The sequence below is a fragment of the Arthrobacter sp. SX1312 genome (assembly GCF_002929295.1).
Taxonomy (GTDB): Bacteria; Actinomycetota; Actinomycetes; order Actinomycetales; family Micrococcaceae; genus Arthrobacter_D.
In genome coordinates, this window is sequence record NZ_PJIM01000003.1 from 494,753 (window position 1) to 517,366 (window position 22,614).

A 22,614-nucleotide genomic window follows, 5' to 3' on the forward strand; every position below is an offset into this window, starting at 1 on the left:
GCGAGATCGACCGGTCTCTCAACGGCCTCATTATGGCCGAGGCCCTGCTGGAACTGACGGAGAGCTGACCCGCGGACCTTCGGCCCTATCAGGGCCGGAACCGACCCATGATGCTGGACGATGATCCCGGCCCGCCACGTCCGGAAGGCAAACGACACCAGATGGCCACCCACTTCGACGCGGACCCCACCCTCTCCATGCGCGTGCGCAAGCTGATGGAACCCGTCTGGGCCGACCGGCGGGTAGGCGCTGCCGTGGCGTTGGCGGTCACCGCCGGCTGCGGTCTCGTACAGGGCCGGCGGACTCCCCGCGGTCCCCTCACCAGCACGGAGTCGCTCGACACGATGCTCCTCTGCCTGCTGGTCGGCGTGGCCACAGGGTTCATCCTCCGATCGCGGTGGGCCATGCTGGCTGCGCCCGTGGTGGTCGTCGTCGTCTTCGAAGTCACGCGCGTTGGCACGGACGGGCCCACCGTGGACGAGATCTCCACCAGCGCCTACGGCATCCTCGCGTTCCTCGTCGGGCGCGGCTTCCATGCCCTGCTCGCCCTGCCCGCGATGATCCTGGGCGCGGCGATCGGCGCCGGAGCGGCGCGACGACTCACGCGCTCCCCCGACGACACCCACCGGGCGGGTGCCGGCGTCGTCGTCCGCCGGGTTGTTGCAGCCCTCATGGCGGTCGCGCTCATCGCGCTCGCGGTGCTCATCGCCCGGCCGGCCGGCACAACCCCCATCCAGGCCTCCGACGGCGAACCCGCGACCGGCAGCATCGCCGAACTCACGACGGTGGAGACCGGCGACAAGGACCTCGGCATCATGCTGCGCGGCGTCGACGTGGAGAAACCCGTCCTGCTGTTCCTCGCAGGCGGCCCGGGCGGATCCGAACTGGGCGCCATGCGCAACCATCTGCAGGAGCTGGAGGAATACTTCGTGGTCGCCACCCTGGATCAGCGGGGAACCGGCACCTCGTACCCTGAGCTGGACCCGGCGTCCACCCTCACCCTCGAGAGCTCCATCGAGGCCGCGATCACCGTCACGAACGCCCTGCGGGAACGCTTCGACGAGGACCGGATCTACCTGATGGGCCAGTCCGCCGGCACCATCCACGGCGTTCTCGCCGTCCAGCAGGAGCCGGAGCTCTACCACGCGTTCATCGGCACCGGGCAGATGGTCAGTCCGCTGGAGACGGACACCATCTTCTACAGGGACACGCTCGCCTGGGCCGCACAGAACGGCGATACGGAGCTGGTGGAGGAGCTCGAACGGATCGGTCCGCCGCCCTATGCGAGCATGCGGGACCACGAGACCGCGTTGTCCCACGAGCACCAGGTGTATCCCTACGACCACACCGGCGGTTCGGAGGGCGAAGGAGAACCGTTGGAGGACTTCCTCGTCCCCGAGTACACGCTCACCGACCAGGTCCACCTGCTCGGGGCGTTCATGGACACCTTCTCGGTCATCTACCCCCAGCTCCAGGACACCGACTTCCGCACCGACGTCACCAGCCTCGACGTCCCGGTCTACTTCGTGCAGGGCGCCCACGAGGCCCGCGGCCGCGCCGAGCCGTTCGCCGAATGGTTCGAGCTGCTCGAGGCCCCGGTCAAGGAGACCACCGAGCTTTCGACCTCCGGCCACCGTCCGCTGTTTGAACAGCCCGACGAGTTCGTGGCCTATCTCCGCGATACGGTGCTCGCCCGGGACGCCGCCGTCCCGAGCGGACGCCCCGTGGGCGGGAGGATCCATCATGACAGCCGCCGATCGTGCAGCAGTGTGCAGGACCAGCCCCGCCGTAGATACAGGATTCGCCCGACGCGGGGAGGGCACCCGGCTCCATAGCGTCGTCCGCATGAACCTTCCCGTGATCGCCGGAACCATCTCGACCGTACTGTTCGCCCTGTCGACGCTGCCGATGCTGCTCAAGGCCGTGCGCACCCGCAACATGGAGTCCTACAGTCTGGGGCACATGGCGATCAGCAACGTGGCCAACGTGGTCCACTCGGTGTACGTGTTCAGCCTGCCGCCGGGGCCCATCTGGATGCTCCACGCGTTCTACGGTGTGGCGTCGGCGCTCATGCTCGTCTGGTATCTGCGGTTCTCGAAGACTCCCCGGGAGAGCGGCACCGACGTCGTCGTAAGCCCACGCGCCACCGACGACGCCGTGGCGGCCGCCCGGCGGCGCGGCGCCTGACGCGCGAGGCACGCGGCGGACGGCTGGCGCGCGAGCCGGACGGCCGGGGCGGAAACCCCGGCCGTCCGGCCGTGGTGCGGCAGGGCCGGCAGGACTACCCTTAAGGCCCTGATGGACACCGAGGAGCTGACCGAACTCCTGAGCACCGGGCGGGCGGAACACGCCCGGGGCGAATGGCGTGCCGCGTTCGAGGCCCTGAGCGCGGCCGACGCCTCCATTCCCCTGGACGTCGACGACCTCGAACTGCTCGGCAGCGCTGCGTGGTGGAGCGGCAACGTGAGGGAGAACTGCGAGGTCTCGGAGCGGGTCTTCCAGCAGCACTGCGAGAGCCAGTCCATGGAGCGGGCCGCGATGAAGGCGCTCGAGCTCGCACTCCTCTGGGTGAACCGGGGAGACCTCGCCGTCGGCTCCGGGTGGCTCAGCCGTGCCCGGCGCATCCTCCGGGACCTGCCCGAAAGCCCCGCCCACGGGTATCTCCTGTACCTGGAGGCCGTCCTGGAACTGGACTTCTCCGGCACCTCCCCGCCGTCGTCGTACGCCTCGCGGCTCCGTAAGATGAGCGAGCACTTCGCCGACCCCGCCCTGATGTCCCTCGGGCTCGTGCTGTCCGGACTCGCCGACGTGCGCAGCGGCGAGACGGCGCGGGGCTTCGCCGAACTCGATGAGGCGATGCTGCCGGTGCTCGCCAACCGGATCGCCCTGGAGTGGGTGGGCGACATCTACTGCACGGTGATCCACGTGTGCCACGAACTTGCCGACTACCGCCGCATGCGGTCCTGGACCGCGGCCACCGAACAATGGTGCGCCCGCTTCGGCAGCGAGGTCATGTACACCGGGGTCTGCCGGGTGCACCGCCTGGAACTGCTGAGCATCGAGGGCGGCTGGCCCGACGTCGAACCGCAGATCGAGCGCGCCAGCGCCGACCTCGTGGACAAGAACACGTGGGCCGCCGGCGAGGGCTACTACCAGCTCGGGGAGATCCGGCGGATGCGCGGGGATCCGGAGGGCGCGCGGGCCGCGTTCGCGCTGGCGAGGAGTTGCGGCATCGAACCCCAGCCGGGGCTCGGGCTGCTGGACGGGGCAGCCGGCGACGACGAGGCTGCCTACGCCGGGCTCCTCGCCGCGCTGCAGGGGCGGGACCGGCTCGCACGCGCACGGCTGCTGGGCGCGGCCGTCGAGGCGGCGCTGCGGCTCGGGCTCGGACAGGAGGCGGAGGAGCTGTGCAGCGAGCTCGAGCACACGGCCGAGCACTACGGCAGCGCCGGTTTCCGCGCGTGGGCGCAGAAGGCGCGGGGCGTCCTGCTGCTCGCGGACTCCCACCCCGCCGAGGCGCTCGCGTCGCTGCAGGGCGCCCGCCGCTTCTTCGAGGACGCCCGGGCCCGCTACCCGAGCGCCGTCATCCACTGCTGGGAAGCCCTGGCGTACGAGGCGCTGGGCCAGCCGCAGGCCGCGGCCTGGAACACCGCGGTCGCGCGGACCATCTTCGAGGAGCTCGGCGCTGCCGTCGAATTGCGGCCCGTGGCGACGCGCAGCGCACCGGGCGGACTGACCGCCCGAGAACTCGAGGTGCTCGCCGCGATCACGTCCGGCGCGTCGAACCGGGAGGCGGCGCGTCAGCTGTTCATCAGCGAGAAGACGGTGGGACGGCACCTCGCGAACATCTTCGGGAAGATCGACGTCACCTCCCGCACCGCCGCGGCGGCCTGGGCGCGCGAGAACGGCGTCGCCCCGGGCGGCTGATCCCCTGCGACCCGTGCGACGCCGTCGTGCATGATTCGCACCACCCCGGCCAACCGAAATGCAGGGTTTCCCCGAAGCAGCGCCGGGGCCCTGATTCCTAGGCTCGATACAGCGGGACAAGCCCGCACGAACCCAGGGAGCACACCATGACAGCAAGTACGGAACTCGGAACGGCCGACGCCGACCTCGCGGCCGTCGAGGCGTTCGGTGAGCGGTGCATCGGCCTGCTCAACGGCGGCAGCATCGCCGTCCTCATGAGCATCGGACACCAGACGGGCCTGTTCGACGCCCTGGCCACGCTGCCCGCCGCCACGAGCGCGGAGATCGCCCGGACCGCCGGCCTCAACGAACGGTATGTCCGGGAGTGGCTCGGCGGCATGGCATCGGCCGGAGTCCTCACTTACGAGCCGGCGGACAGGACCTTCGCCCTACCCGCGACGCACTCGGCCCTGCTCACCACCGCCGCGGGACCGGACAACCTCGCGCGCATCATGCAGTACGTCAGCATGATGGGCGAGATGGAGCAGCGGATCGTGGACTGCTTCCGGAACGGCGGCGGCCTCTCCTACACCGACTACCCGCGTTTCCACGCGATCATGGCCGAGGAGAGCGCCGGCGTGAACGACGCCGCGCTCATCGACACGATCCTGCCCCTGATCCCCGACCTTCCCGAGCGACTCCGGGCGGGTATCCGGGTGGCGGACATCGGCTGCGGGAGCGGCCACGCCGTCAACCTGATGGCTAAGGCGTTCCCGGCGAGCGCGTTCACCGGCTACGACTTCTCCGAGGAGGCGATCGCCGCGGCCAGGGCGGAAGCCACTAGCCTGGGCCTGGACAACGCCCGCTTCGTCCTCCAGGACGTCGCTCGGCTGGACGAGACCGACGCCTTCGACGCGATCACGGTCTTCGATGCGATCCACGACCAGGCCGACCCCGCGGGTGTGCTGCGCGCCATGTTCACCGCTTTGTGCAGCGGCGGCAGCCTGCTCATGGCGGACATCAAGGCCTCGAGCAACGTGGAGGACAACGTCGACCTGCCGTGGGCGTCGTTCCTGTACGCCCTCTCGACCGTCCACTGCATGAGCGTCTCGCTCGGGCTCGACGGCGCCGGCCTCGGCACCGTGTGGGGGACGCAGCTCGCGCGGACGATGCTCGGCGAGGCCGGGTTCTCGGACATCGAGGAGAAGGCGATCGCCTCCGACCCGTTCAACGCCTACTTCACGGCGTCGAAGGGGTGAGCCGTTCCTCCGGGGACCCTGCTCCGCGATCGGCGGGCGGCCTGTCAGGGTCACCCGCCGATCGCGCTTCAGGTTCTGGGAGCAGCCTCAGCTCCCCAGAAGCTCCCGCACCGCCGCACCGATCTGCGCGGTCTCGGCGGCACGGACACCCGGACGTCCTGCGACGTGACCCAGGTCGGACACCAGCGGACGCAGCTCTCCATTGCGGACGAGTTCCACCTCCCGCTCGCTGTCGGCCTGGGGGAAGTAGAGGTCGGTGCTGCCCGGCATCACGATGGCCCTGGCGGTGATGTCCGCCATCGCCCCCTCGAAGCCGCCGGGGTGGTCCTTCCCGACGGCCGCGCTCTGCCAGGTGCCGAGCATGGCGAGGAGGTCGTTCGCGTCCTCGCGCTCATGATCGGCGGCCCACCCCTGAACGACCGCCTGCACCGACGGGTACCCGAGTTCCCGGTACGTACCCTCGCGGAAGAATTCCTGGGAATAGGCCCATCCCGCATACACCGTGCCGAACGCCCGCAGGCCCTGCACCGGCGGTGCGGTGTATCGTCCCTGCCGGAACGCGGGATCGGCCAGCAGCGCGGACTTCACCCCTTCGAGGAAGACGGCGTTGTGCGGGGAACACCGCGCCGCACCGGCGATCGGCAGGATCGCATCCACCAGCTCCGGGTAACGGGCAGCCCACTCGTAGGCCTGCAGGGCACCCATGGACCAGCCCGCGATCAGGCGGATCCGCTTCACACCGAGGTGGGTGAGGAGCCGGTGCTGCGCGATCACGTTGTCGGCGATGTCGACGTCGGGGAATGCCGCGCCCGCGCTGTCCGGGTGGGCCCTGGAGGGCGACGACGACACCCCGTTCCCGAAGAGGTTCACCGCGACGATGAACCACGTCGCCGGGTCGAACAGCCTCCCCTCCCCGATCCACGGCGCGTAACTGGACGACGTCCCCGTGTAGTACGAGGGCAGCAGGATGCAGTTGTCACCCGCGGGGTCGAGCTCGCCGAAGGTCTCGTAGGCGAGCTGTGCGGCGGGCAGGTTCGAGCCGGAGATCAGCTCGAACCTGCCGATATCGAAGTCGGAACGCATACGGACTCAGAAGAACTTGAGGTAGCGCTTGGTCTCCCACTCCGAGACGTGCGCCTGGTACTCGTCCCACTCCTGGCTCTTGTAGTCGATGTACGCGTTGTACATCTTCTCGCCGAAGACCTCGCGGGACAGGCTGTCGGCGGCGAACTCCTCGATGGCCTCCCCGAGACTGCGAGGCAGCAGGCCGAGGCCGTTGGCGATGATCTCCGCCTCCGAGTAGTTGTACATGTTCTCGGTGTGGGGCTCCCCCGGATCCAGGTTCTCGCGGATGCCCTCGAGCCCTGCGGCGAGGATGATGGCCGCGCCGAGGTAGGGGTTGCCGCTGATGTCTGCGGCCCGGCACTCGACCCGGCCTCCCACGAGGGGCACACGGATCATGTTCGTGCGGTTGTTGTTGCCGTAGCTGACGAAGACCGGCGCCCAGGTGGACCCGGACATGCTGCCCTTGCGGACCAGCCGCTTGTAGCTGTTCACCGTGGGGGCGATGACGGCGCAGATCGCGGGTGCATGCTTGAGCACTCCGGCGATGAACTGATAGCCGAGGTCGGAGATGCCGCAGCCGCGGGGGTCGTCGTCCGTCTCGAACAGATTCTCGCCCGTGCTGATGTCCGCGAGGGACATGTTGAAGTGGGCGCCCGATCCGCTGCGGTCGGCGAAGGGCTTCGGCATGAAGGTGGCGAAATAGCCGTGCTTGCGGACCATCTCGTTGGCCATGAGCCGGAAGAACACGGCGCGGTCCGCCATGGTGAGGGCGTCCGCGTACTTGAAGTCGATCTCGAACTGGCCCTGGGCGTCCTCGTGGTCGAAGGAGTACACGCCCCAGCCCATCTCGTTCATCGCCTCGACCATCTCCGTGAGCCAGTCGAGGTTGTCGAGTGCCGCCGGCGCCGTGTAGCAGGGCTTGCTCAGGGTGTCCCGGTCGCTGGCCTCGACGGGGCCCTCAGGAGTGTCCTTGAGGACGAAGAACTCGGTCTCGATGCCCAGATTGAAGGTGAACCCGAGCTCCCGGGCGGCCTCCAACTGGCGCTTGAGGATGTTCCGTGATGCTGCCTCGAACGGCTTGCCCTCGTGATAGAGGTCGCTGGAGAAGTACGCGACGTCCTTGCGCCATGGCAGTTGCACGGCGCTGTCGAGATCGGGTCGTGCGGAGAGCTCCTCGTCGCTGATGTCCTGCGGCAGGCCGTCGAGTGCTGCTCCCGTGAAGAGCTCCGACCCGGCGGCCATCTGCGGCAGGTGGGACAGGGGGACGAACTTCGTCTTGATGTTGCCGTGGAGGTCCACGAAGCTCGACATCGCGTACTTGACCCCCGCCTCCTGAAGCCTGCGCTGGATGATCTCGACGGCTGTTGCTGCTGTTGTCACACTCATGGGGATCTCCTGTTGTCCGTGAAGTGGGCCGCTGTTTCGATAAGCTATAGAAAGTCTCGCCGGATACAATTTCTATACAGTGTCGAATTTGTTTCGGCGGCGTAAACCCTGGTCGGTGACCGCCCGGCATGGCGGATCCGACCCGGAGCCCACCGCTAGGCTTCAGGCCGGACCACACGAGGAGCAGCAATGGGAGCAGCGAGAACGGCGGGAGCCACAGCAGGCCGGCCGCGGCTGAGCGGTTCAGCCGACGGGTCCCCGCGCCAGGAGATCATCCGGGAGGCGACGGCGCTGTTCATTGCCAAGGGGTACGCCGAGACGACGATGAGCGAGATCGCCCGCAGCGCCGGGCTCCGGCAGTCATCGGTCTACTACTGGTTCGCGCGCAAGGAGCACATCCTGCAGGCCCTCCTCGAGGAGAACCGCGGCTCTCTCCAGATGGCACAGGCCCTGGAGCCGGCATCGGGCCCGGCAGCGGCACGGCTCTACTCGGTGCTCCACGCGGACGCCGTCCAGCTGTGCGCGTCCCCCCTGGACTTCTACGAGTTCGAACGCGTCGCGCGCTCACAGCCCCAGAACTTCGGCGCCTTTTTCGAGGACTACAGCGAACTGCACCGGCTTGCTGCATCGATCATCCGGCAGGGCATCGACTCCGGAGAACTTCGGGGCGTGGACCCCGAGTCCGCTGCGACTGCCGCCCTCAGCCTCAACGAAGGACTGCAACGCCACTACCGCCAGCCACTCCCCGGCCTGCGTACCTACACTGCCGACGACATCTCGACCCTGAGCGCGGACACCACCCTCGCATCGCTCCTCCGGACCACCGAGGCACTCCCCGACGTCCGGGCCCGGGCGGCAGAGCTCACCGCGGCCACCGGAGCGACTGATAGTTAATGTGCCCGTAACGGTATCGATACCGCATTGAAAAGGGTGGCGCCGAACATTTGGATAGCGTATCGAAACGCTGCTACCCGCGACTCTCGTGGGGTGCATGCTTCTAGCCGTCACGGAGATTCGAATGGACACTGCTGCAATCGCGGGCAATACGGCGTGGGTGCTGACCGCCGTCATCGCCGTCGCACTGATGCTTCCGGGGCTCGCCCTGTTCTACGGCGGGATGGTGAGCCGCAGGACCACCATGAACATGATGCTCATGGTGCTCGGCGCCTTCTGTGTCGTCGGAGTCCTCTGGGTCGCCTTCGGATACTCGGCGGTCTTCGGCACGTCGATCGGCGGGCTGGGGCTGCTGGGCAACCCGCTCGAATACGCAGGCCTGGGACAGTTGCTCACCGCTCCCGCCGACGCCGCCCTCCCGCCGCTCGCATTGGCCGCCCTGCATCTGATGTTCGCCGGCCTGACAGCGGGCATCGTCGCCGGCGCCGCCGCCGACCGCATGAAGTTCAGCGCCTGGCTGGTCTTCGCCGGCCTGTGGGCCACCCTCGTGTACTTCCCGGTGGCGCACTGGGTCTTCGCCTTCGATTCAGCCGACGGCGCGGTCCAGGGCGGCTGGATCGCCAACACGCTGGGGGCCATCGACTACGCGGGAAGCACCGCCATCCACGTCAACTCGGGTGTCGCCGCCCTTGCGCTGGCGCTCGTCCTGGGCAGGCGGCGCACCTGGCCCGTCCAGCCGAAGGCACACAACCTGCCCTTCACGCTGCTGGGTGTGGGACTCCTGTTCACCGGGTGGATCGGCTTCGACGGCAGCGGCCTGGGTGCCGCCGACAACAATGCGGCAGTCGCGGTCTTCAACACGGTCGCCGCCACCTGCGCCGGTGTCTGCGTCTGGCTCCTGGTCGAGCGCATCCGCGACGGACACCCCACCACCCTCGGCGCCTCCTCCGGTGCGATCGCCGCGCTGGTCGCGATCACGCCGTCGTGCGGTGCTGTCACTCCCCTCGGGGCCCTGGCCATCGGTGCCGCGGCCGGTGCGATCTGCTACTTCGCCGTGTCCCTGAAGTACCGGCTGGGCTTCGACGACGCGCTCGACGTCACGGCCCTGCACTTCATCGGCGGCGTCGTGGGCGGCCTGCTGATCGGTCTCATCGCCACACCGGAGGCTCCGAGCGGGGCGACGGGCCTCCTCTACGGCGGCGGCTTCGACCTCCTGGGCCGCCAGGCCATCGCCATCCTCGCGGTCTTCGCCTACACCTTCACCGTGACCTGGGTGCTCGCCACGGTCCTTGATCGGACGATGGGCATCCGGGTACCGGCCGAGGTCGAAGCCCGCGGGCTCGATCTCGCGCTCCACGCGGAAAACGCCTACGAGAACGGCTCGGACAAGGCACACTCCCCCCGCGGTCACGCCGAACAGCTTCATGACCTGGAGACGACGGACCTGGCCGTCGAAGCCGGCGTGGAGGAGGACCTCCGGCCTCAGCGCCGCCCCTAGGTACGGCTGGACGACCGGGACGTGCCCGGAGGTTCACCGCGACGCGCACCTGAGGCGGGTCAGGAGCGTACGGGCAGCATCGTCTCGAGGTACGCGATGATCGCGGCCACACCCGCCTCGAACCCGAGGTCCGAGCGCTTCCCGTCCAGTGACGCGCCGGCGAAGGCACCGTGCAGCGCGGGCTGGCCCTCGGCGTCGGCGAGCCAGGACAACTCGGGCGACGCCATGTCCAGTGCGGACCCGAGCATGAAGCTGTCGAGCACGGTCACGGCCACCACGACGTCGTTCGCCGCGAAGCCCTGTTCTACGAACACCGCGGCGAGGTGCTCATAGATGCCGAGCGTGGCGGTGTCGGTCACGGCCTCGCCCACGAGCAGCGGGATGGCCTTCGCGTGCTGGCCCAGGGCGCTGCGGTAGCTCCTCGCCCACGCCGCGGCCCGGTCCCGCCAGTCCGGGCCGGCCGTGAAGAAGTCCCCGGCCGCCAGGGCGTCGGAGCCGATGGCGGAGCGGATCCCGTTGATGATCTCCGGGCGTCCCTGGACGTGGTGGTAGATGGAGGACGGGCTGACCGACAGCTTCTTCGCCAGCCCCGGCAGGGTGAAATCACCGAACTCGTCCACCAGCTCCAGTGCTGCCCGATAGATCTTCTCCGGCGACAGAATCGCCTGGCGTGGCCGCCCCATGCTCCCCCTTGTACCGGCGGCCGAGCCGCCCTCTGCTGTTCCGGTCCCGACGAGGTTCCCGCCGTCGTCGTTCCTAGAAGACGATCACACTGCGCGCCCGCTCGCCCCGGCGCATCGCGTCGAAGGCCTCGTTGACCTCGTCCAGACTAATCCGGTGCGAGATGAGCCGATCCACGGGCAACCGCCCCGCGAGATACAGCGCGGCCAAGCGCGGGAAGTCCCGCCCGGGCACGGTCGAGCCGTAGTTGGAGCCGATCAGCGACTTCCCGCTCTCCGCGAGCATCAGCGCGTCGATGGACACCGGGCTGTCCTCCGGCGGCAATCCCACGATCACGGCCTTGCCCCCGGGGGCGATGAGCGAGGAAAGGGACTCGATGGTCTGGACCCGCCCGATCGCCTCGAACGCGTACGCGGCGCCTCCCCCGGTGATCGCCGCGATCTCCTCCGCGAGCCCGTCCGACGGCACGAGCGTCTGGGTGGCGCCGAACTCCCGCGCGGCCGCGAGCTTCTCCTCGCTGAGATCGACCGCGATGATCGGGTTCGCCCCGACGAGGCGCAGCGCCATGATGATCGAGAGCCCCACGCCACCGGTTCCGACGACGACGGCGGACGTGCCCGCCTCCACGCCGGCGTCGTTCACCACGGCCCCGAAGCCGGTCGCGACGGAGCAGCCGATGAGGCTGGCGACGTCGAACGGGACCTCGTCGGGGATGCGGATGGCACCGGCTTCGGGGACGACGGCGTACTCGCTCATGGACCCGACGGTCAGGTACGGGAACACGCGCTCGCCGTCGAGGGTCAGCGGGCTGCTGCCGTCGGGCAGGAGGCACTCCTCGGAGCGGCTGCCTGTACAGACGTAGGACTTGCCCGACAGGCAGGCCGTGCAGCGCCGGCAGGGGTAGAACCAGGAGAGGATCACGTGGTCGCCCACCGCGACGTCGGTGACGCCGTCGCCGATCGCCTCGACGGTCCCGGCGCCCTCGTGGCCCATCACCGTGGGCGAGGGCAGCGTCCAGTCGCCGTCGAGCACGTGGCGGTCCGATCCGCAGACGCCCGACGCGCCCATGCGGACGAGGACGGTGCCCGGCGCGGGGTCGGCGACGTCGACCGTGGTCAGGTCGAGGTCCTGCGAACCGCGGCGGTGGACGGCGGCGCGGGAGGTGCGGCTCATGCGCGTCCCTCGACGTTCTCGGGAGCGGTCGCGTAGCCGCCGACGCCGCGGCGGACGTAGAGGACGCGGGCGAGGACGTAGTAGACGACGCCGCCGACGATCGCCGCGGGGAAGGATGCCGTGATGTAGCCGAAGACGGGCAGGGCGGTGAGCGTGACCGGGTTGTAGATGACGAGGTAGAACGCGGCTCCGACGACGACGGCGGCCATGCCGGCCCAGTTGACGCCCCCGTGGAAGTGGTAGGCGCTCTCCTGCCGGTGGCGGTAGAGGTCCTCGAGGACGACGCGCTGGCGGCGCAGCAGAAAGTAGTCGGCGATGATCGCCCCGCACATCGGCGCCAGGAAGGCACCGCTGAGGGTCACGAACACGATGAATCGCTCGTACATGAACCCCGGGAAGAACGCGAGGACGGCCGGCAGGACGAAGAACGCCGCGCACAGCCACGCCCACCGGACCCCGGAGAGCAGATTGCCGCTGGCCTGCCGGATCGCGAGCACCGTGGAGTAGACGATCGAGGACGTGCTGGTGATGTTCGCGAAGGCGATGAACAGCAGGATGAACGCGCCGAGGACCGGGCCGCCGAACGGCAGCATCCAGACGGTCGGATCGGAATCGCCGAGGGTCAGGGCGGCGGCCATGCCGACGACCTGCGCGATCAGCGTGGCGCCGAACAGCCCGAGGTAGGACGGCCAGAGGGCGGCCTTCGGGGTCTTGGTCAGCCGGGCGAGGGATCCCATGACCGGGTACCAGGACACGCCGACGCCCACGTTGAACTCGACGGCGAGGGCGAAGTTGAGGCGGTCGTCCTCGAAGGGGGCGAGCGGTGCGGCGCTGAACAGCGTGTCCCAGGAGGTGTTGAGGACGAGGAAGACCATGAGGAAGACGGTCACGACGATCAGGCCCGGCGCGATGAACTTGTTGAAGCGGCCGATGGTCACGGGGCCGCGGGAGAGGATCCACCAGGAGACGGCGATCGCGACGAGGGCGAAGACCGTGACCATGAGGCTCTCGGGCCCGAAGTCGGTGCTGAACGTGGAGTTGGAGACCTGGGTGACGGCCCGGCCGACCATGATGGCCAGCAGCGAGGACCAGCCCATCTCGGTGATCAGGATGACGGTGAAGACGAGGATCCCCACGCCGACCAGTCCGAAGACCGGCCGGAGGATGGTGTACTGCTCCACGCCGTAGCGCTGGCTGGCGACGACGCTGGCCAGGATCATGAACCCGAGGCCGATCGCGTTGCCGATGATCATGGCGGCGACGCCCTGCTGGAAGCCGACGAGCAGCGCCGTCGAGCCTCCGACGAGGAACGCCCACGTGGCGATGGCGAGGCTGATGTTGACCCCGGTGAAGTCGGCGCCGTTCCAGATGCGCTCGCTCCGGAGCAGGGGCAGGGAGCCGAGGGAGCCGCCGTTGCCGGCGTCGCTCTTGGTGCTCGTGCGCTTGGTGCTTCCCGTGCTCACAGCGCCAGCACCAGGAATCCGGCGAGGGTGATCCCGAGGGTCACGAGGGTGTACAGGACGAGGTCCCGGCCCGAGAGGGCGGCGCGTGAGGCGTCGCCGTGCTCGTGGGCGGCGATCTCGCCGAGCCTTGCCTGCAGATCGCTCGCCGTCGTGGGGTCAGCTGAATCCATGGTGCGTCTCTCCAATAATCGAATCTCATTCGGTTCGGATACATCGTTGTGCCTATCATGAGGGCTGTCAATGGATCGGCCGTCGTGATCTGCGCGGGAATCGCCCGCACGGCCGGCCTCGCGGAAGGAGTAGCGGTGCCCGCTCTCGCTGTGCTCCAGGCCGCTGGGACGGTCGACGCCGTGGAGGAGAACCTGCGCCGCCTCGACGGGTATGCCGCCCGCGCGGCAGCCCAGGGCGCGGAGGTCCTCGTGACCCCTGAACTCTTCGCCACCGGGTACGCTCCCACGCTCGTCGCGGAGTCCGACGGGCAGTCAGTCCGGGACGCGCTCGCCTGCATGGCGCGGCGGTACAGGATCGCGCTGGTCGGATCCTCCGTCGAGGCCACCCCTGATGCGCGGCATATCACCGCTTCCCTCTTCGACCGCCAGGGCGCGGAACTGACCCGTTACCGGAAGGCGCACCTGTTCGGGGCCGAGGAGCAGGCCGTCTTCGCCCCCGGCGACGAGCTTCCCGAGGTGGTCCCGCTGCTCGGCATGGGCGTGGCACTCGGCATCTGCTACGACGTCGAGTTCCCGGAATTCGTCCGGAGTGCCACCCAGCGCGGCGCCGACCTGCTGCTCGTCCCCACCGCGGTGCCGACAACAGGAGATGTCGGGAACCGACCGCCGGTGCACACCTACAACGCCGAGCGCATCTCGACGCTGCTGGTGCCCGCGCGGGCCCTCGAGAACGGCGTGTACATCGCGTACGCGAACCACACGGCGCCCGGCTTCACGGGGTTGAGTTGCATCGCGAGCCCCTACGGGACGTTCCTCGGGCTCGCCGGGGGCGGCGAGGAACTGCTCTTCGCGGGCGTGGACCAGGCGGAGGTACGCCGGGCCCGGGAGCTCAACACCTACCTGACGTGCCGGCGTCCGGAGCTCTTCGGCTGACGCTTTCGTGGAACTCACATGTGGATTGCCTCGCTTTTGAGCCGCTCGGACCGGGGCTTGTTCCGTCAGTGCTGGCGTCAGTAGCGCTCTTCGAGTTGCCGGTCGATGCCCTTGCGCCGGGCCCGGCGTGCCAGCAGGTGGAATACCGGCATCATCGCCCGGTCAGGGCCCTCGAGGTGAATGACTCGAAGTTTGATTTTCCTGTCACGCGCTGCATCAGGACCGGTGCCCCGCTCGTGGCACCGGTTGGCTCGTCCTAGGGTGAAGGGATGGGTTGATCGGTGGTGGGTTCCTGCTGGTCGCTTTCCTGGTTGAGCTGGAGCACTTCACGGACGACCTGGGTGGGGTTGAGCCCCTGTCTGCCGGCCGAGGCCAGGCCGGAACGGATAGGACCGGCTTCGATGCGCTCGTCGGTGATGATCGATTCGTCGAGCCTGCGTTCCGGAGAGTTGAGCGGAATCCCCCGATCCGTGCAGTAGATCCGAGGGGGGTCCGGCCTGTGCGGTTTCCAACTCACGAGCGATCATCGGCAGGGCATCGAACCGTGAAAGTTCGTCGGCCAGGCGTCGGGCGGCCTCCCGGTACGACGGGTCCTCGAGCACATTCCGGACAGCCTTCCTGATGGCCTCCGGCGTCGGCGTCCCGGTGCGAAGGTCAATTCCCGCACCACTCCAGGCCACGCGGGCTGCCACCTCGGGTTTGTCCTCGCGGTCGCCGGCGACGATCATCGGCAGTCCCTGCCCCAAGGCCCGTTGGGTCCCGCCGTATCCGCCGTTGGTAATTAGCACATCGACGAGGGGCAGTAGGTGGTCGTGGGGAAGGAAATCGGCGACGCGGGCATTGGCTGGAACCTCTCCCGCGGGCACCTGAGCTCCGGCGGTGGTGGCCACAACCAGAACGTCCAGCTTCGCCAGAGCGCGCAGGGTGGGTAGGATCAGCCGCCCGGGGTCCAGATTGTCGATGGTCCCTTGGGTGACGTGGATGACGGGGCGCCCCTGCTGCAGGTCACCCCACCATGACGGCGGATCGAACGATCCAGTGGCCCGGGGAATCACAGGCCCCACGAACCGCACACTGCGCGGCAGGTCGCTCCGGGGGTACTCGAAGCCGGGGCAGGTGAACTGGAGGAACCTGTCTGCCAGGGATGGCGCGTCAAGGAAATAGGTTGGCAGGGGCCTTCCGGTCACGGTCTTCATCTGCCGGTTCGCCTCACGGTGCACGGACCGGAAGACGACCTTCTGGATCAGGACATTCAGTAGCATGTTCCGCAGTACGCCGGCCCTCGTGGGCAGCGGTCGTAGCCCGGGCCCGAAAGGTGCGGTGTCCCTACTAGAAAATGTGACTGGGAGGATACCGCTAAACAGGATCGGCGGCCGGGGGCTCTCGGTAAGGAGTGGACCAATTGCGCCGACGAAACCGGGCTCGGCAAGGACGGCATCGATAGGAGTTCGGTGGAATTCGTCCTGCAGAGCCCGGAACTGGTCCGCAAGGGTGTCGATGAAGACCGCCTTCATGTCGAAGCGGAGTCGGGCGAGTCCCTTCTTCTCCACGCGTCCGGGGAAGGAGGTATCAAGGTCCCGATCGTCGAAGTCGCACGCCTCCGGCAGGGCGATGAAGTCCAGTCCGGCACCCCGAACGACGTCCCTGAATCGAGAGCCGGTAAGCATCCGTACCGTGTGTCCATGGTCGACGAGGTATCGCCCGATCTCGACCTGCGGCATGACATGCCCGTAGATGGGTGAGCTGCAAATGAGATATGTCGACATTGCCACTCCTCATACCCGAGATGGTGCAACCAGGGACGCAGGCTTGCCTGCCATCATTGTGCTCCCGAGCCTGCCGCATTTCCAGAGCCCCGGTCGTCGACGTCGCGGACAGGTGAAGTTCCTGTGCCGGCAGATCGAGTATCGCGTCGTCGGCCGTCCGGACGAGTCACCCGTACACGTGCAGCGCCCCGCCGTAGCCGAGGGGCATGCCATGCCCGCGCAGCCAGGAATCCAGCACCTCAGTGACTGCCGCGAACTTGAGCCGTTGTATCGGTGCGACGGTGGCGTGCGGCTTGTTCCCGGCGGCGTCCGCCTCCGCGCCCAGCCCAATCCGCCAGTTGTAGGTTGCTGCACCGTCTGAATACGCGACCTCCACGAGGTAGCCGCTCCCTGTGTTCATGACCTGGGCGTATCGTCCCGAGGGGCTGTGGTCGAGGTTCCTGGACTGGATGATCAGCCAGTCACCGCTGGTGGCGATCAGCCGGACAAGGTGGACCACCTGGGCCCGCGACTCGAGGTCCCGCCAGTTACTGCAGTGATCATTCACGCTGACTATCCATTGGAACGCTTCCTCAGCGGCCGGATGCAGGAGCAGGTCCAAAAGGGTTTCTTCGATAGGTGCAGCAACGGATGGTGCGAGGCCGCTTTCGGTCATTGCGTTTCCCGCAACGAGAGTTCCGGGCATCCAGGCTCCTTTCAGACTGTGAGCATTACTTCATGATTTCCCGCGCCACCGACATTCAGCAGGTGTCGCAGCCAGGACTGAGTCCTTGTTCGACGATCGGAACCGCCGGCCCTATGAATTGCACGGCCTGCGGAAGTAGTCCGCTGTAAGAAGCGCTCCTTCGTGGGCTTAGTGTGGGTCTGACGACCAGCACAGCAACCACCGGGAGAACCATGACCTACGAACTCCGCACGTACACAGCGAACCCCGGCAAGATGGACGCCCTCGTGGAGCGCTTCCGCTCCTCGACCATCGACCTCCTCATCGAGCACAACATGAAGAGCCTAGGCTACTGGACGCCGGTAGGGACCGACGACGTCCTCGTCTATCTGCTTGAGCACGACGGCGACCCGAAGGCCAATTGGGCGGCATTCGGCGCCGACCCGCGCTGGACCGAGGCGAAGGCGTCGTCGGAGACGGACGGTGCCTTGGCGGCCAGGATCGACTCGGTACTGCTCGAGGCGACAGACCTGTACCCGGTGGCGCAGGCACGGTGAGTGTCAGACGACTGACAGATGCGACGATCGCGTACCAAGCGTTCGCCGCTCGCTCAACCACCCGGCGTCGGAGGCCATCGGATCGCCATGTGAACCCTTGACAGGGGCTGACGACGATTCCATAGTCTCCGTGTACGCCGAGCAAGGGAGCAACTGTGGCCACCCTCAACGCCGTTCGATACGACATCGTCGACGAGCTCCACTTGCATGACAACCGGCAGGACTCCAGTGCCGGGGTCGGCTGGTGACTGGCCCCGCTGACCCGCGCGACGCGCTGTCGCAACGGGTCCGGGACGTCCTCGCGTTCCACCCGAACGTGCGTGAGGTACGCATGTTCGGCGTCCAGTCCTTCATGGTCGATGGCCGCCTGGCGGTCGCCGCCGGTCGGGATGGGGACCTGCTCGTCCGCACCGACCCCGCCGACCACGACGACCTGCTGCGGCGTGGTGCAGTACCGGCGCAGATGGGGGGCGACCGGCCGATGGGCCGGGGCTGGCTCACCGTGCCGAGCCTGACGATCGGCGACGACGCCGGCCTCGCGTTCTGGGTCCAGGTGGGCATCGACTCCCGCAGGCAGGCCTGAGCCGCACGACGAGCTGGGTCAGTGCGTCATCCGCCGGTCCCGGCGTGCCGCGGCTCGTCCTGCGGCTCCGGCTGCTCCCGCTGTTCCTGCCGGTTCGGCACCTTTGGCCGTTCCGTCGGTCGGCCTCCGGATTTACAGTGGGCCCATGGCCGGGATCGACATCCAGCTCCTCGGGCCGCCCTCCATGACCCGATCCGACGGCGAGGGTCCCCAGCCCCGTGGCCGGAAGGCGTGGGGACTGCTCGCCTACCTCCTGCTGCACGACATGCCCACCCCGCGGAGCCAGCTGGCCGCGCTGCTGTTCCCTGAGGCGGACGATCCCCTCGGAGCCCTCCGCTGGCAGCTGTCCGATCTGCGAAGAGTCCTGGGCGCCAGGGCAACACTCGGTGGCGACCCGATCGTGTTGCGGATCCCGGCGTCGCGGGTCGACGTCCTGGGGAGGCTGGCGCCTACCCCCGGATCCGTCCTCAGCGCAGAACTGCTCGAGGGCTACGACTTCAGGGACTGTCCCGCCTTCGACGGCTGGTTGACCATGGAGCGGCACCGTTTCCGGCACGCGGTCGAGACCGCGGTCTACGACGGCGGTCTGTCCGCGCTGGCGAACGGTGACACCGAGGGCGCCATCGCCCTGGCCACGCGCGCCGTCCAGCTCGATCCCCTCAACGCCGACTTCCACGCCCTGCTCGTCCGCTCACTCATGGAGGCGGCCGACGAACCCGAGGCCCGCCGGTGCGCCGACCGCTGCCGGGACGTCTTCGCCGAGGAACTGGGCGAGGGCATGCCCGCGGAGGTGCAGCGTGCCCTCGCCGCCCCGGTCGTCCCCTCGAGCACACTGCCCGCGACCGCCCTCACCGTCACCTCCTACCTGGAGGCGGCGAAGGCGTGCCTGTCCGCGGGAGCCCCCGGGACGGCACTCTCGCACCTGCGCGTCGCCACCGGCCTGGCACAACGCATGGGCGACCGCGCCCTCCAGGCGGAGTCCCTCCTCGCCCTCGCGGAAGCGCTCACGCACGGCGCGGGCGGGCGCGGTACGGAGGTCGCGGACCTGCTGCACCGCGTGCTGTCCCTCTCCCGGAACGGCGACCCCGCGGTCCGGTCCGCCGCGTACCGGGAGCTGGGCTTCCTCGCCGTGCAGCGCGGGTTCCCTGCCAGCGGAGCGCGGTGGCTGGCGAAGGCGGTCGCGGCCGCGCGGGCGCTCCCCGACCAACGGGCCAAGGCGCTCGGCGTGATGGGGATGCTCGCGACCGATACGGCCGACTACCGCGGCGCCGTCGTCGTCCTCACCGAATCGGTCCGCCTCAGCGTCGGCCTGGCCGCTGTCCGGCAGGAAGCCTTCGCGACGACGATGCTCGGGCGGGTTCATCTCCTGACCGGCCGGGCCCGCCGGGCCGCCGTCGAACTGGACACCGCCCTGGCCCTCGTCACACGGGACCACTGGACCGCCTTCTCCCCCTTCGTCGAGGCACTGCGCAGCGAGGCGTACCTCGCGCGGGGCGAGGACCGCGCGGCGGAGGACCTGGCCGATCACGCGACGGCGCTCGCCGGATCCTTCGGTGACCGCTGCTTCATGGATGCTGCCGCGCATGCCAAGGCCTCCGTGCTGCTGGCCCGCGGCGACGTCGCGGGGGCGAGCACGTGGATCGACCGCGGGGTGCAGCCCCACCCCTGGTACCGGTGGTTCCGGGGCCGGAACCTCGACCTCGCGACGACGGCCGCGATGTCCGACGACCCGCCCCGGGCACTGCGGTTCGCGCAGGAACTCGGTGAGCGCTCCAGCCGCTACGGGCACCGGGAACTGACGGTCCGCTCCTATTCCAGCCGGGCGCTCCTCGGCGACGACGGCGCTGCCGCCACGATCCGCGTCCTGGCCCAGGGCATCGACAACCCGGCGCTGACCGAGCATCTGGTCCGCCGTCACCAGCTCTGAGACCCCGTCACACGGTCCATCACACGCTGCCCCGTGACACTGATGCGGTCAGGAACGGCACGCGGCGGAAACGCCGCCATCACCCAGGGAAGGGCATCATCATGACAGAAGTACGAACCAACCCCGACGCCGACAAGGAGCTGAAGGCGCGCCACCGCGCCCTGTGGGCGCAGGGCAACTACGCCGCCGTTGCGGCCCAGATCATCCCGGCCCTCGGGCCCGTGCTGGTCGAGGCCACGGGCATCACCGCCGGGCACAGGGTCCTCGACATCGCCGCCGGCACCGGCAATGCCGCTATCCCGGCAGCGGAGCGGGGTGCCACCGTCACGGCGTCGGACCTCACGCCCGAGCTCCTCGACATCGGTCAGCAGCTCGCCCGGGACCGCGGCGTTACCCTCGACTGGGACGTCGCCGACGCCGAGCACCTTCCCTACCGGGACGCCTCGTTCGACGTCGTCGTGTCCTGCGTCGGGGTGATGTTCGCACCCCACCACCGGGAGACCGCCGATGAGCTGCTCCGGGTGTGCGCGCCGGGCGGGACCATCGGCCTGATCAACTGGACGCCCGAGGGCTTCATCGGCCAGATGTTCGCGACCATGAAGCCGTACGCCCCGCCGCCGCCTCCCGGCGCCCAGCCTCCTCCCCTGTGGGGGCGGGAACAGCATGTGACGTCGCTGTTCGGTGACCGGGTGACGGATCTGCAGGCCGAACGACGGCGGCTGCGGGTGGACCACTTCGAGTCGTCGCGTGATCTCCTGGACTACTTCAAGACGAACTACGGGCCGACGATCGGCGTGTACAAGTCGCTGGCCGGGTCGCCCGACCGCGCTGCCGCCCTCGACGCAGAGCTGATTGCGCTCGCGGACCGGTTCGGCTCCGGGACAGGTGGTCTGTCGATGGACTGGGAGTACCTGCTGGTCACGGCCAGGCGGAGCTGAACGCCCGGCCTGGAGCGCTCGCGCTGACGGGGCTGCCCGGCACCTCGGTGCCGGGCATCCCCGTGGTCGGACTGTATCGTCCTCGAACTGCGTCAGCCGGCGTGCGGGAGCGAGACCTCGACCAGGCCTGCCACCACGCGGGTCCTGAACGACGGCTGAGGTGATGTCGCAGGGCCCTGCCTGACCTCGCCGTTCTTCAGCGAGAACGTGCTGTTGTGCCAGGGGCAGACGACGCAGGCGCCGTCGTCGTACGTCACTGTGCCTTCGTTGAGCGGCCCGGCGAGGTGGCTGCACGTGGCGGAGAGGACGGAGACGTCGTTGCCCTGGCGGAAGACGACGAGCGGGACCTCGCCGAGCATCTTCCGCTCGAGCTTGCCCTCGGGGAGGTCGGTGAGCGCGCCGATCGCATGCCAGCCGGGCTCCACGCGGTGCGGAACGTCCTCGGTGTGGTTGGCGCCGAGCGACTGCCGGTAGGACATATGCCCACCGAGGAATCCACCGGCGGAGACGACGGCGAGGCCTGTGTAGGAGAGCACCTTGCCGGACTTCCCGCGCAGGCGCTGGACGAGGGACAGCGTGTACAGCCCGACGGCGGCGAGGTTCGCCGCGGCGTGCACGATGCCCACGCGCTGCTGCTGTTCGTGGCCCTCGGACCAGTCGGTCCAGCCGGCCAGGGCCGTGGGGCCGGCGGTGACCACTCCGGTGCCGATAAGGATCGCCGATGCCTTGTTCGAACCGGGGATCGCATCGAGGATGGCCGCGGAGAACCAGGTGCCCGTCGGCACGAGGATCATCAGCGGGTGCAGTGGATGGCCGATCGGCACACCGTGGAGGATGTCACGGAGCGCGCCGGGCTTGATCACGGCCTGCACGACGTCGCGCATCGTGGTGACGAGAGGATCGAGTCCGGTGGCGTTCTCGAGCTTCTCGACGGATTGCAGGGGGCGGAGGGTCTTCATGGTGTCTCCTCGAGGTGCGGGTGGGCAGCAGCGGAGCTATCGCCTGATTTTCGAAGCATACTGAGGATCGCCGACGTGTGTCGCGCGAATCCGAATGGACGCCGGGCTTCAGTTCTGCCCGCGGCGCCCAGCACCGAACAGGGTGCGCCTGTCGCGCCACGCGCCGGTGGACCACAGCGCCCACACCACGAGCAGGGGCTGGAAGAACAGGCGGGTGAGGCGGGCGCCGTCGGTATCGAGCCCGAAGGCGCTGACGCCGTCGACGTACTGGGCGATGTTGCCGGGGAAGATCGCGACGAAGAAGGCGGCGACCACCCAGCCGACGACCACCCGGTGCCGGCCGGCGGCCACCAGTGCGGCGCCGAGCACGAGTTCGACGACGCCCGATGCGACGACCACGACGTCCGTGTCGAGCGGCAGCCAGGCCGGGACCTGCGCGGCGAACTCGGTCCGGGCGACCGTCAGGTGGGCCGTGCCGGCGACCAGGAGGACCGCGCCGAGCACGAGGCGCGCCGTCGTCCTCGCAGTGGACGTGCGCTTCGAAGCTGCGAGGGACGCCATGCTGCGCACGATAGCACCTGCGCTTCCGCTCGCCGTCGGCCGTCAATAGGTAGTCAGGGACGAGAAACGGGTAGCTGCACGGTCCGTCTCCGCCGACTGCTTCTCCTACTCTGGGGACCGGGCCGGCAAGCATGTCTCGAGCGCACCGGTCGGTCGGATGAGGGAAGATGACGGCGCCTGCCTGCACGAAGAAGCGCCGTCCTGACGATAAAATCAGGGTGCTGTCGTCAT

21 protein-coding genes are annotated in these 22,614 nt (G+C 68.8%); 11 read left to right on the forward strand and 10 right to left on the reverse strand.

Annotated elements, in window-relative coordinates; genetic code table 11:
- The first annotated feature begins 161 nt into the window (after positions 1-161).
- The 4 genes from CXQ92_RS15425 to CXQ92_RS15440 all read left to right on the forward strand — a co-directional run bounded on the left by CXQ92_RS15425 (position 162) and on the right by CXQ92_RS15440 (position 5,165).
- Entirely contained in the window at positions 162-1,835 is a 1,674-nt protein-coding gene (locus CXQ92_RS15425; RefSeq protein WP_181033700.1) for an alpha/beta fold hydrolase, read from the forward strand.
- Positions 1,836-1,845: 10 nt separating this feature from the next.
- Entirely contained in the window at positions 1,846-2,187 is a 342-nt protein-coding gene (locus tag CXQ92_RS15430; RefSeq protein WP_258069987.1) for a hypothetical protein, read from the forward strand.
- A gap of 111 nt (positions 2,188-2,298) precedes the next feature.
- Positions 2,299-3,927 (forward strand): LuxR C-terminal-related transcriptional regulator, encoded by a 1,629-nt coding sequence (locus CXQ92_RS15435; protein WP_104168621.1) that lies wholly within the window; start codon positions 2,299-2,301, stop codon positions 3,925-3,927.
- A gap of 146 nt (positions 3,928-4,073) precedes the next feature.
- Positions 4,074-5,165 carry a methyltransferase domain-containing protein gene (locus CXQ92_RS15440; RefSeq protein WP_104168622.1) on the forward strand — a complete coding sequence of 364 codons (1,092 nt, stop codon included), beginning with the start codon at positions 4,074-4,076 and terminating at the stop codon, positions 5,163-5,165.
- An 87-nt stretch (positions 5,166-5,252) separates the two neighbouring features.
- Here CXQ92_RS15440 and CXQ92_RS15445 read toward each other — a convergent pair whose 3' ends face one another.
- Both CXQ92_RS15445 and glnT read right to left on the reverse strand, forming a co-directional pair.
- Positions 5,253-6,248, reverse strand: coding sequence for an alpha/beta fold hydrolase (locus CXQ92_RS15445; RefSeq protein WP_104168623.1), 996 nt, complete (start codon positions 6,246-6,248; stop codon positions 5,253-5,255).
- Positions 6,249-6,254: 6 nt separating this feature from the next.
- Positions 6,255-7,616, reverse strand: coding sequence for a type III glutamate--ammonia ligase (gene glnT, locus CXQ92_RS15450; RefSeq protein WP_104168624.1), 1,362 nt, complete (start codon positions 7,614-7,616; stop codon positions 6,255-6,257).
- A 189-nt stretch (positions 7,617-7,805) separates the two neighbouring features.
- On the opposite strand from glnT, the gene CXQ92_RS15455 reads away from it, so the two are divergent.
- Together CXQ92_RS15455 and CXQ92_RS15460 are read left to right on the forward strand one after the other, a co-directional pair.
- Positions 7,806-8,510, forward strand: coding sequence for a TetR/AcrR family transcriptional regulator (locus CXQ92_RS15455; protein WP_104168625.1), 705 nt, complete (start codon positions 7,806-7,808; stop codon positions 8,508-8,510).
- Positions 8,511-8,634: 124 nt separating this feature from the next.
- Entirely contained in the window at positions 8,635-10,008 is a 1,374-nt protein-coding gene (locus CXQ92_RS15460) for an ammonium transporter (RefSeq protein WP_104168626.1), read from the forward strand.
- 59 nt (positions 10,009-10,067) lie between these two features.
- Here CXQ92_RS15460 and CXQ92_RS15465 read toward each other — a convergent pair whose 3' ends face one another.
- The 4 genes from CXQ92_RS15465 to CXQ92_RS18265 form a co-directional block, all read right to left on the reverse strand.
- Positions 10,068-10,691 (reverse strand): TetR/AcrR family transcriptional regulator C-terminal domain-containing protein, encoded by a 624-nt coding sequence (locus tag CXQ92_RS15465; protein ID WP_104168627.1) that lies wholly within the window; start codon positions 10,689-10,691, stop codon positions 10,068-10,070.
- A gap of 73 nt (positions 10,692-10,764) precedes the next feature.
- Positions 10,765-11,862, reverse strand: coding sequence for an alcohol dehydrogenase catalytic domain-containing protein (locus CXQ92_RS15470; protein WP_104168628.1), 1,098 nt, complete (start codon positions 11,860-11,862; stop codon positions 10,765-10,767).
- Positions 11,859-13,325 carry a cytosine permease gene (locus CXQ92_RS15475; protein ID WP_258069988.1) on the reverse strand — a complete coding sequence of 489 codons (1,467 nt, stop codon included), beginning with the start codon at positions 13,323-13,325 and terminating at the stop codon, positions 11,859-11,861. The genes CXQ92_RS15470 and CXQ92_RS15475 overlap by 4 nt, the downstream gene beginning before the upstream one ends.
- Positions 13,322-13,495, reverse strand: a complete 174-nt coding sequence (locus CXQ92_RS18265; RefSeq protein WP_181033701.1) for a hypothetical protein — start codon at positions 13,493-13,495, stop codon at positions 13,322-13,324. The genes CXQ92_RS15475 and CXQ92_RS18265 overlap by 4 nt, the downstream gene beginning before the upstream one ends.
- A gap of 135 nt (positions 13,496-13,630) precedes the next feature.
- Here CXQ92_RS18265 and CXQ92_RS15480 point away from each other — a divergent pair, with 135 nt between their 5' ends.
- Entirely contained in the window at positions 13,631-14,428 is a 798-nt protein-coding gene (locus CXQ92_RS15480) for a nitrilase-related carbon-nitrogen hydrolase (RefSeq protein ID WP_258069989.1), read from the forward strand.
- Positions 14,429-14,754: 326 nt separating this feature from the next.
- Here the strand turns inward: CXQ92_RS15480 and CXQ92_RS15485 are convergent, their stop codons facing one another.
- Positions 14,755-16,194 (reverse strand): glycosyltransferase, encoded by a 1,440-nt coding sequence (locus CXQ92_RS15485; RefSeq protein ID WP_104168631.1) that lies wholly within the window; start codon positions 16,192-16,194, stop codon positions 14,755-14,757.
- Positions 16,195-16,360: 166 nt separating this feature from the next.
- A complete protein-coding gene (locus tag CXQ92_RS15490) occupies positions 16,361-16,741 on the reverse strand; it encodes a hypothetical protein (RefSeq protein ID WP_146067487.1) in 381 nt (126 codons plus the stop codon).
- A gap of 350 nt (positions 16,742-17,091) precedes the next feature.
- Here CXQ92_RS15490 and CXQ92_RS15495 point away from each other — a divergent pair, with 350 nt between their 5' ends.
- The 4 genes from CXQ92_RS15495 to CXQ92_RS15510 all read left to right on the forward strand — a co-directional run bounded on the left by CXQ92_RS15495 (position 17,092) and on the right by CXQ92_RS15510 (position 20,863).
- A complete protein-coding gene (locus CXQ92_RS15495; protein WP_104168633.1) occupies positions 17,092-17,415 on the forward strand; it encodes an NIPSNAP family protein in 324 nt (107 codons plus the stop codon).
- A gap of 244 nt (positions 17,416-17,659) precedes the next feature.
- Complete coding sequence (locus tag CXQ92_RS15500) at positions 17,660-17,998, forward strand: TfoX/Sxy family protein (RefSeq protein ID WP_258069990.1); 339 nt, start codon at positions 17,660-17,662, stop codon at positions 17,996-17,998.
- Between the two features lie 145 nt (positions 17,999-18,143).
- On the forward strand, positions 18,144-19,925 hold the full coding sequence (locus CXQ92_RS15505) for a tetratricopeptide repeat protein (protein ID WP_104168634.1): 1,782 nt from the start codon (positions 18,144-18,146) through the stop codon (positions 19,923-19,925).
- A gap of 101 nt (positions 19,926-20,026) precedes the next feature.
- Complete coding sequence (locus CXQ92_RS15510) at positions 20,027-20,863, forward strand: class I SAM-dependent methyltransferase (protein ID WP_104168635.1); 837 nt, start codon at positions 20,027-20,029, stop codon at positions 20,861-20,863.
- A 92-nt stretch (positions 20,864-20,955) separates the two neighbouring features.
- On the opposite strand, the gene CXQ92_RS15515 is transcribed toward CXQ92_RS15510, so the two are convergent.
- Together CXQ92_RS15515 and CXQ92_RS15520 are read right to left on the reverse strand one after the other, a co-directional pair.
- A complete protein-coding gene (locus tag CXQ92_RS15515; protein WP_104168636.1) occupies positions 20,956-21,822 on the reverse strand; it encodes a Rieske 2Fe-2S domain-containing protein in 867 nt (288 codons plus the stop codon).
- Between the two features lie 108 nt (positions 21,823-21,930).
- On the reverse strand, positions 21,931-22,383 hold the full coding sequence (locus CXQ92_RS15520; protein ID WP_104168637.1) for a hypothetical protein: 453 nt from the start codon (positions 22,381-22,383) through the stop codon (positions 21,931-21,933).
- Between the last annotated feature and the right edge of the window lie 231 nt (positions 22,384-22,614).

Bases quoted from the DNA above. Each gene is read 5' to 3' on its own strand.
- CXQ92_RS15510 (WP_104168635.1), top strand. From the start codon at position 20,027: ATGACAGAAGTACGAACCAACCCCGACGCCGACAAGGAGCTGAAGGCG.
- CXQ92_RS15460 (WP_104168626.1), top strand. From the start codon at position 8,635: ATGGACACTGCTGCAATCGCGGGCAATACGGCGTGGGTGCTGACCGCC.
- CXQ92_RS15430 (WP_258069987.1), top strand. From the start codon at position 1,846: ATGAACCTTCCCGTGATCGCCGGAACCATCTCGACCGTACTGTTCGCC.
- CXQ92_RS15445 (WP_104168623.1), bottom strand. From the start codon at position 6,248: ATGCGTTCCGACTTCGATATCGGCAGGTTCGAGCTGATCTCCGGCTCG.
- CXQ92_RS15520 (WP_104168637.1), bottom strand. From the start codon at position 22,383: ATGGCGTCCCTCGCAGCTTCGAAGCGCACGTCCACTGCGAGGACGACG.
- CXQ92_RS15515 (WP_104168636.1), bottom strand. From the start codon at position 21,822: ATGAAGACCCTCCGCCCCCTGCAATCCGTCGAGAAGCTCGAGAACGCC.
- CXQ92_RS15495 (WP_104168633.1), top strand. From the start codon at position 17,092: ATGACCTACGAACTCCGCACGTACACAGCGAACCCCGGCAAGATGGAC.
- glnT (WP_104168624.1), bottom strand. From the start codon at position 7,616: ATGAGTGTGACAACAGCAGCAACAGCCGTCGAGATCATCCAGCGCAGG.
- CXQ92_RS15440 (WP_104168622.1), top strand. From the start codon at position 4,074: ATGACAGCAAGTACGGAACTCGGAACGGCCGACGCCGACCTCGCGGCC.
- CXQ92_RS15425 (WP_181033700.1), top strand. From the start codon at position 162: ATGGCCACCCACTTCGACGCGGACCCCACCCTCTCCATGCGCGTGCGC.
- CXQ92_RS15435 (WP_104168621.1), top strand. From the start codon at position 2,299: ATGGACACCGAGGAGCTGACCGAACTCCTGAGCACCGGGCGGGCGGAA.
- CXQ92_RS15455 (WP_104168625.1), top strand. From the start codon at position 7,806: ATGGGAGCAGCGAGAACGGCGGGAGCCACAGCAGGCCGGCCGCGGCTG.
- CXQ92_RS15485 (WP_104168631.1), bottom strand. From the start codon at position 16,194: ATGTCGACATATCTCATTTGCAGCTCACCCATCTACGGGCATGTCATG.
- CXQ92_RS15470 (WP_104168628.1), bottom strand. From the start codon at position 11,862: ATGAGCCGCACCTCCCGCGCCGCCGTCCACCGCCGCGGTTCGCAGGAC.
- CXQ92_RS18265 (WP_181033701.1), bottom strand. From the start codon at position 13,495: ATGGATTCAGCTGACCCCACGACGGCGAGCGATCTGCAGGCAAGGCTC.
- CXQ92_RS15505 (WP_104168634.1), top strand. From the start codon at position 18,144: ATGGCCGGGATCGACATCCAGCTCCTCGGGCCGCCCTCCATGACCCGA.
- CXQ92_RS15465 (WP_104168627.1), bottom strand. From the start codon at position 10,691: ATGGGGCGGCCACGCCAGGCGATTCTGTCGCCGGAGAAGATCTATCGG.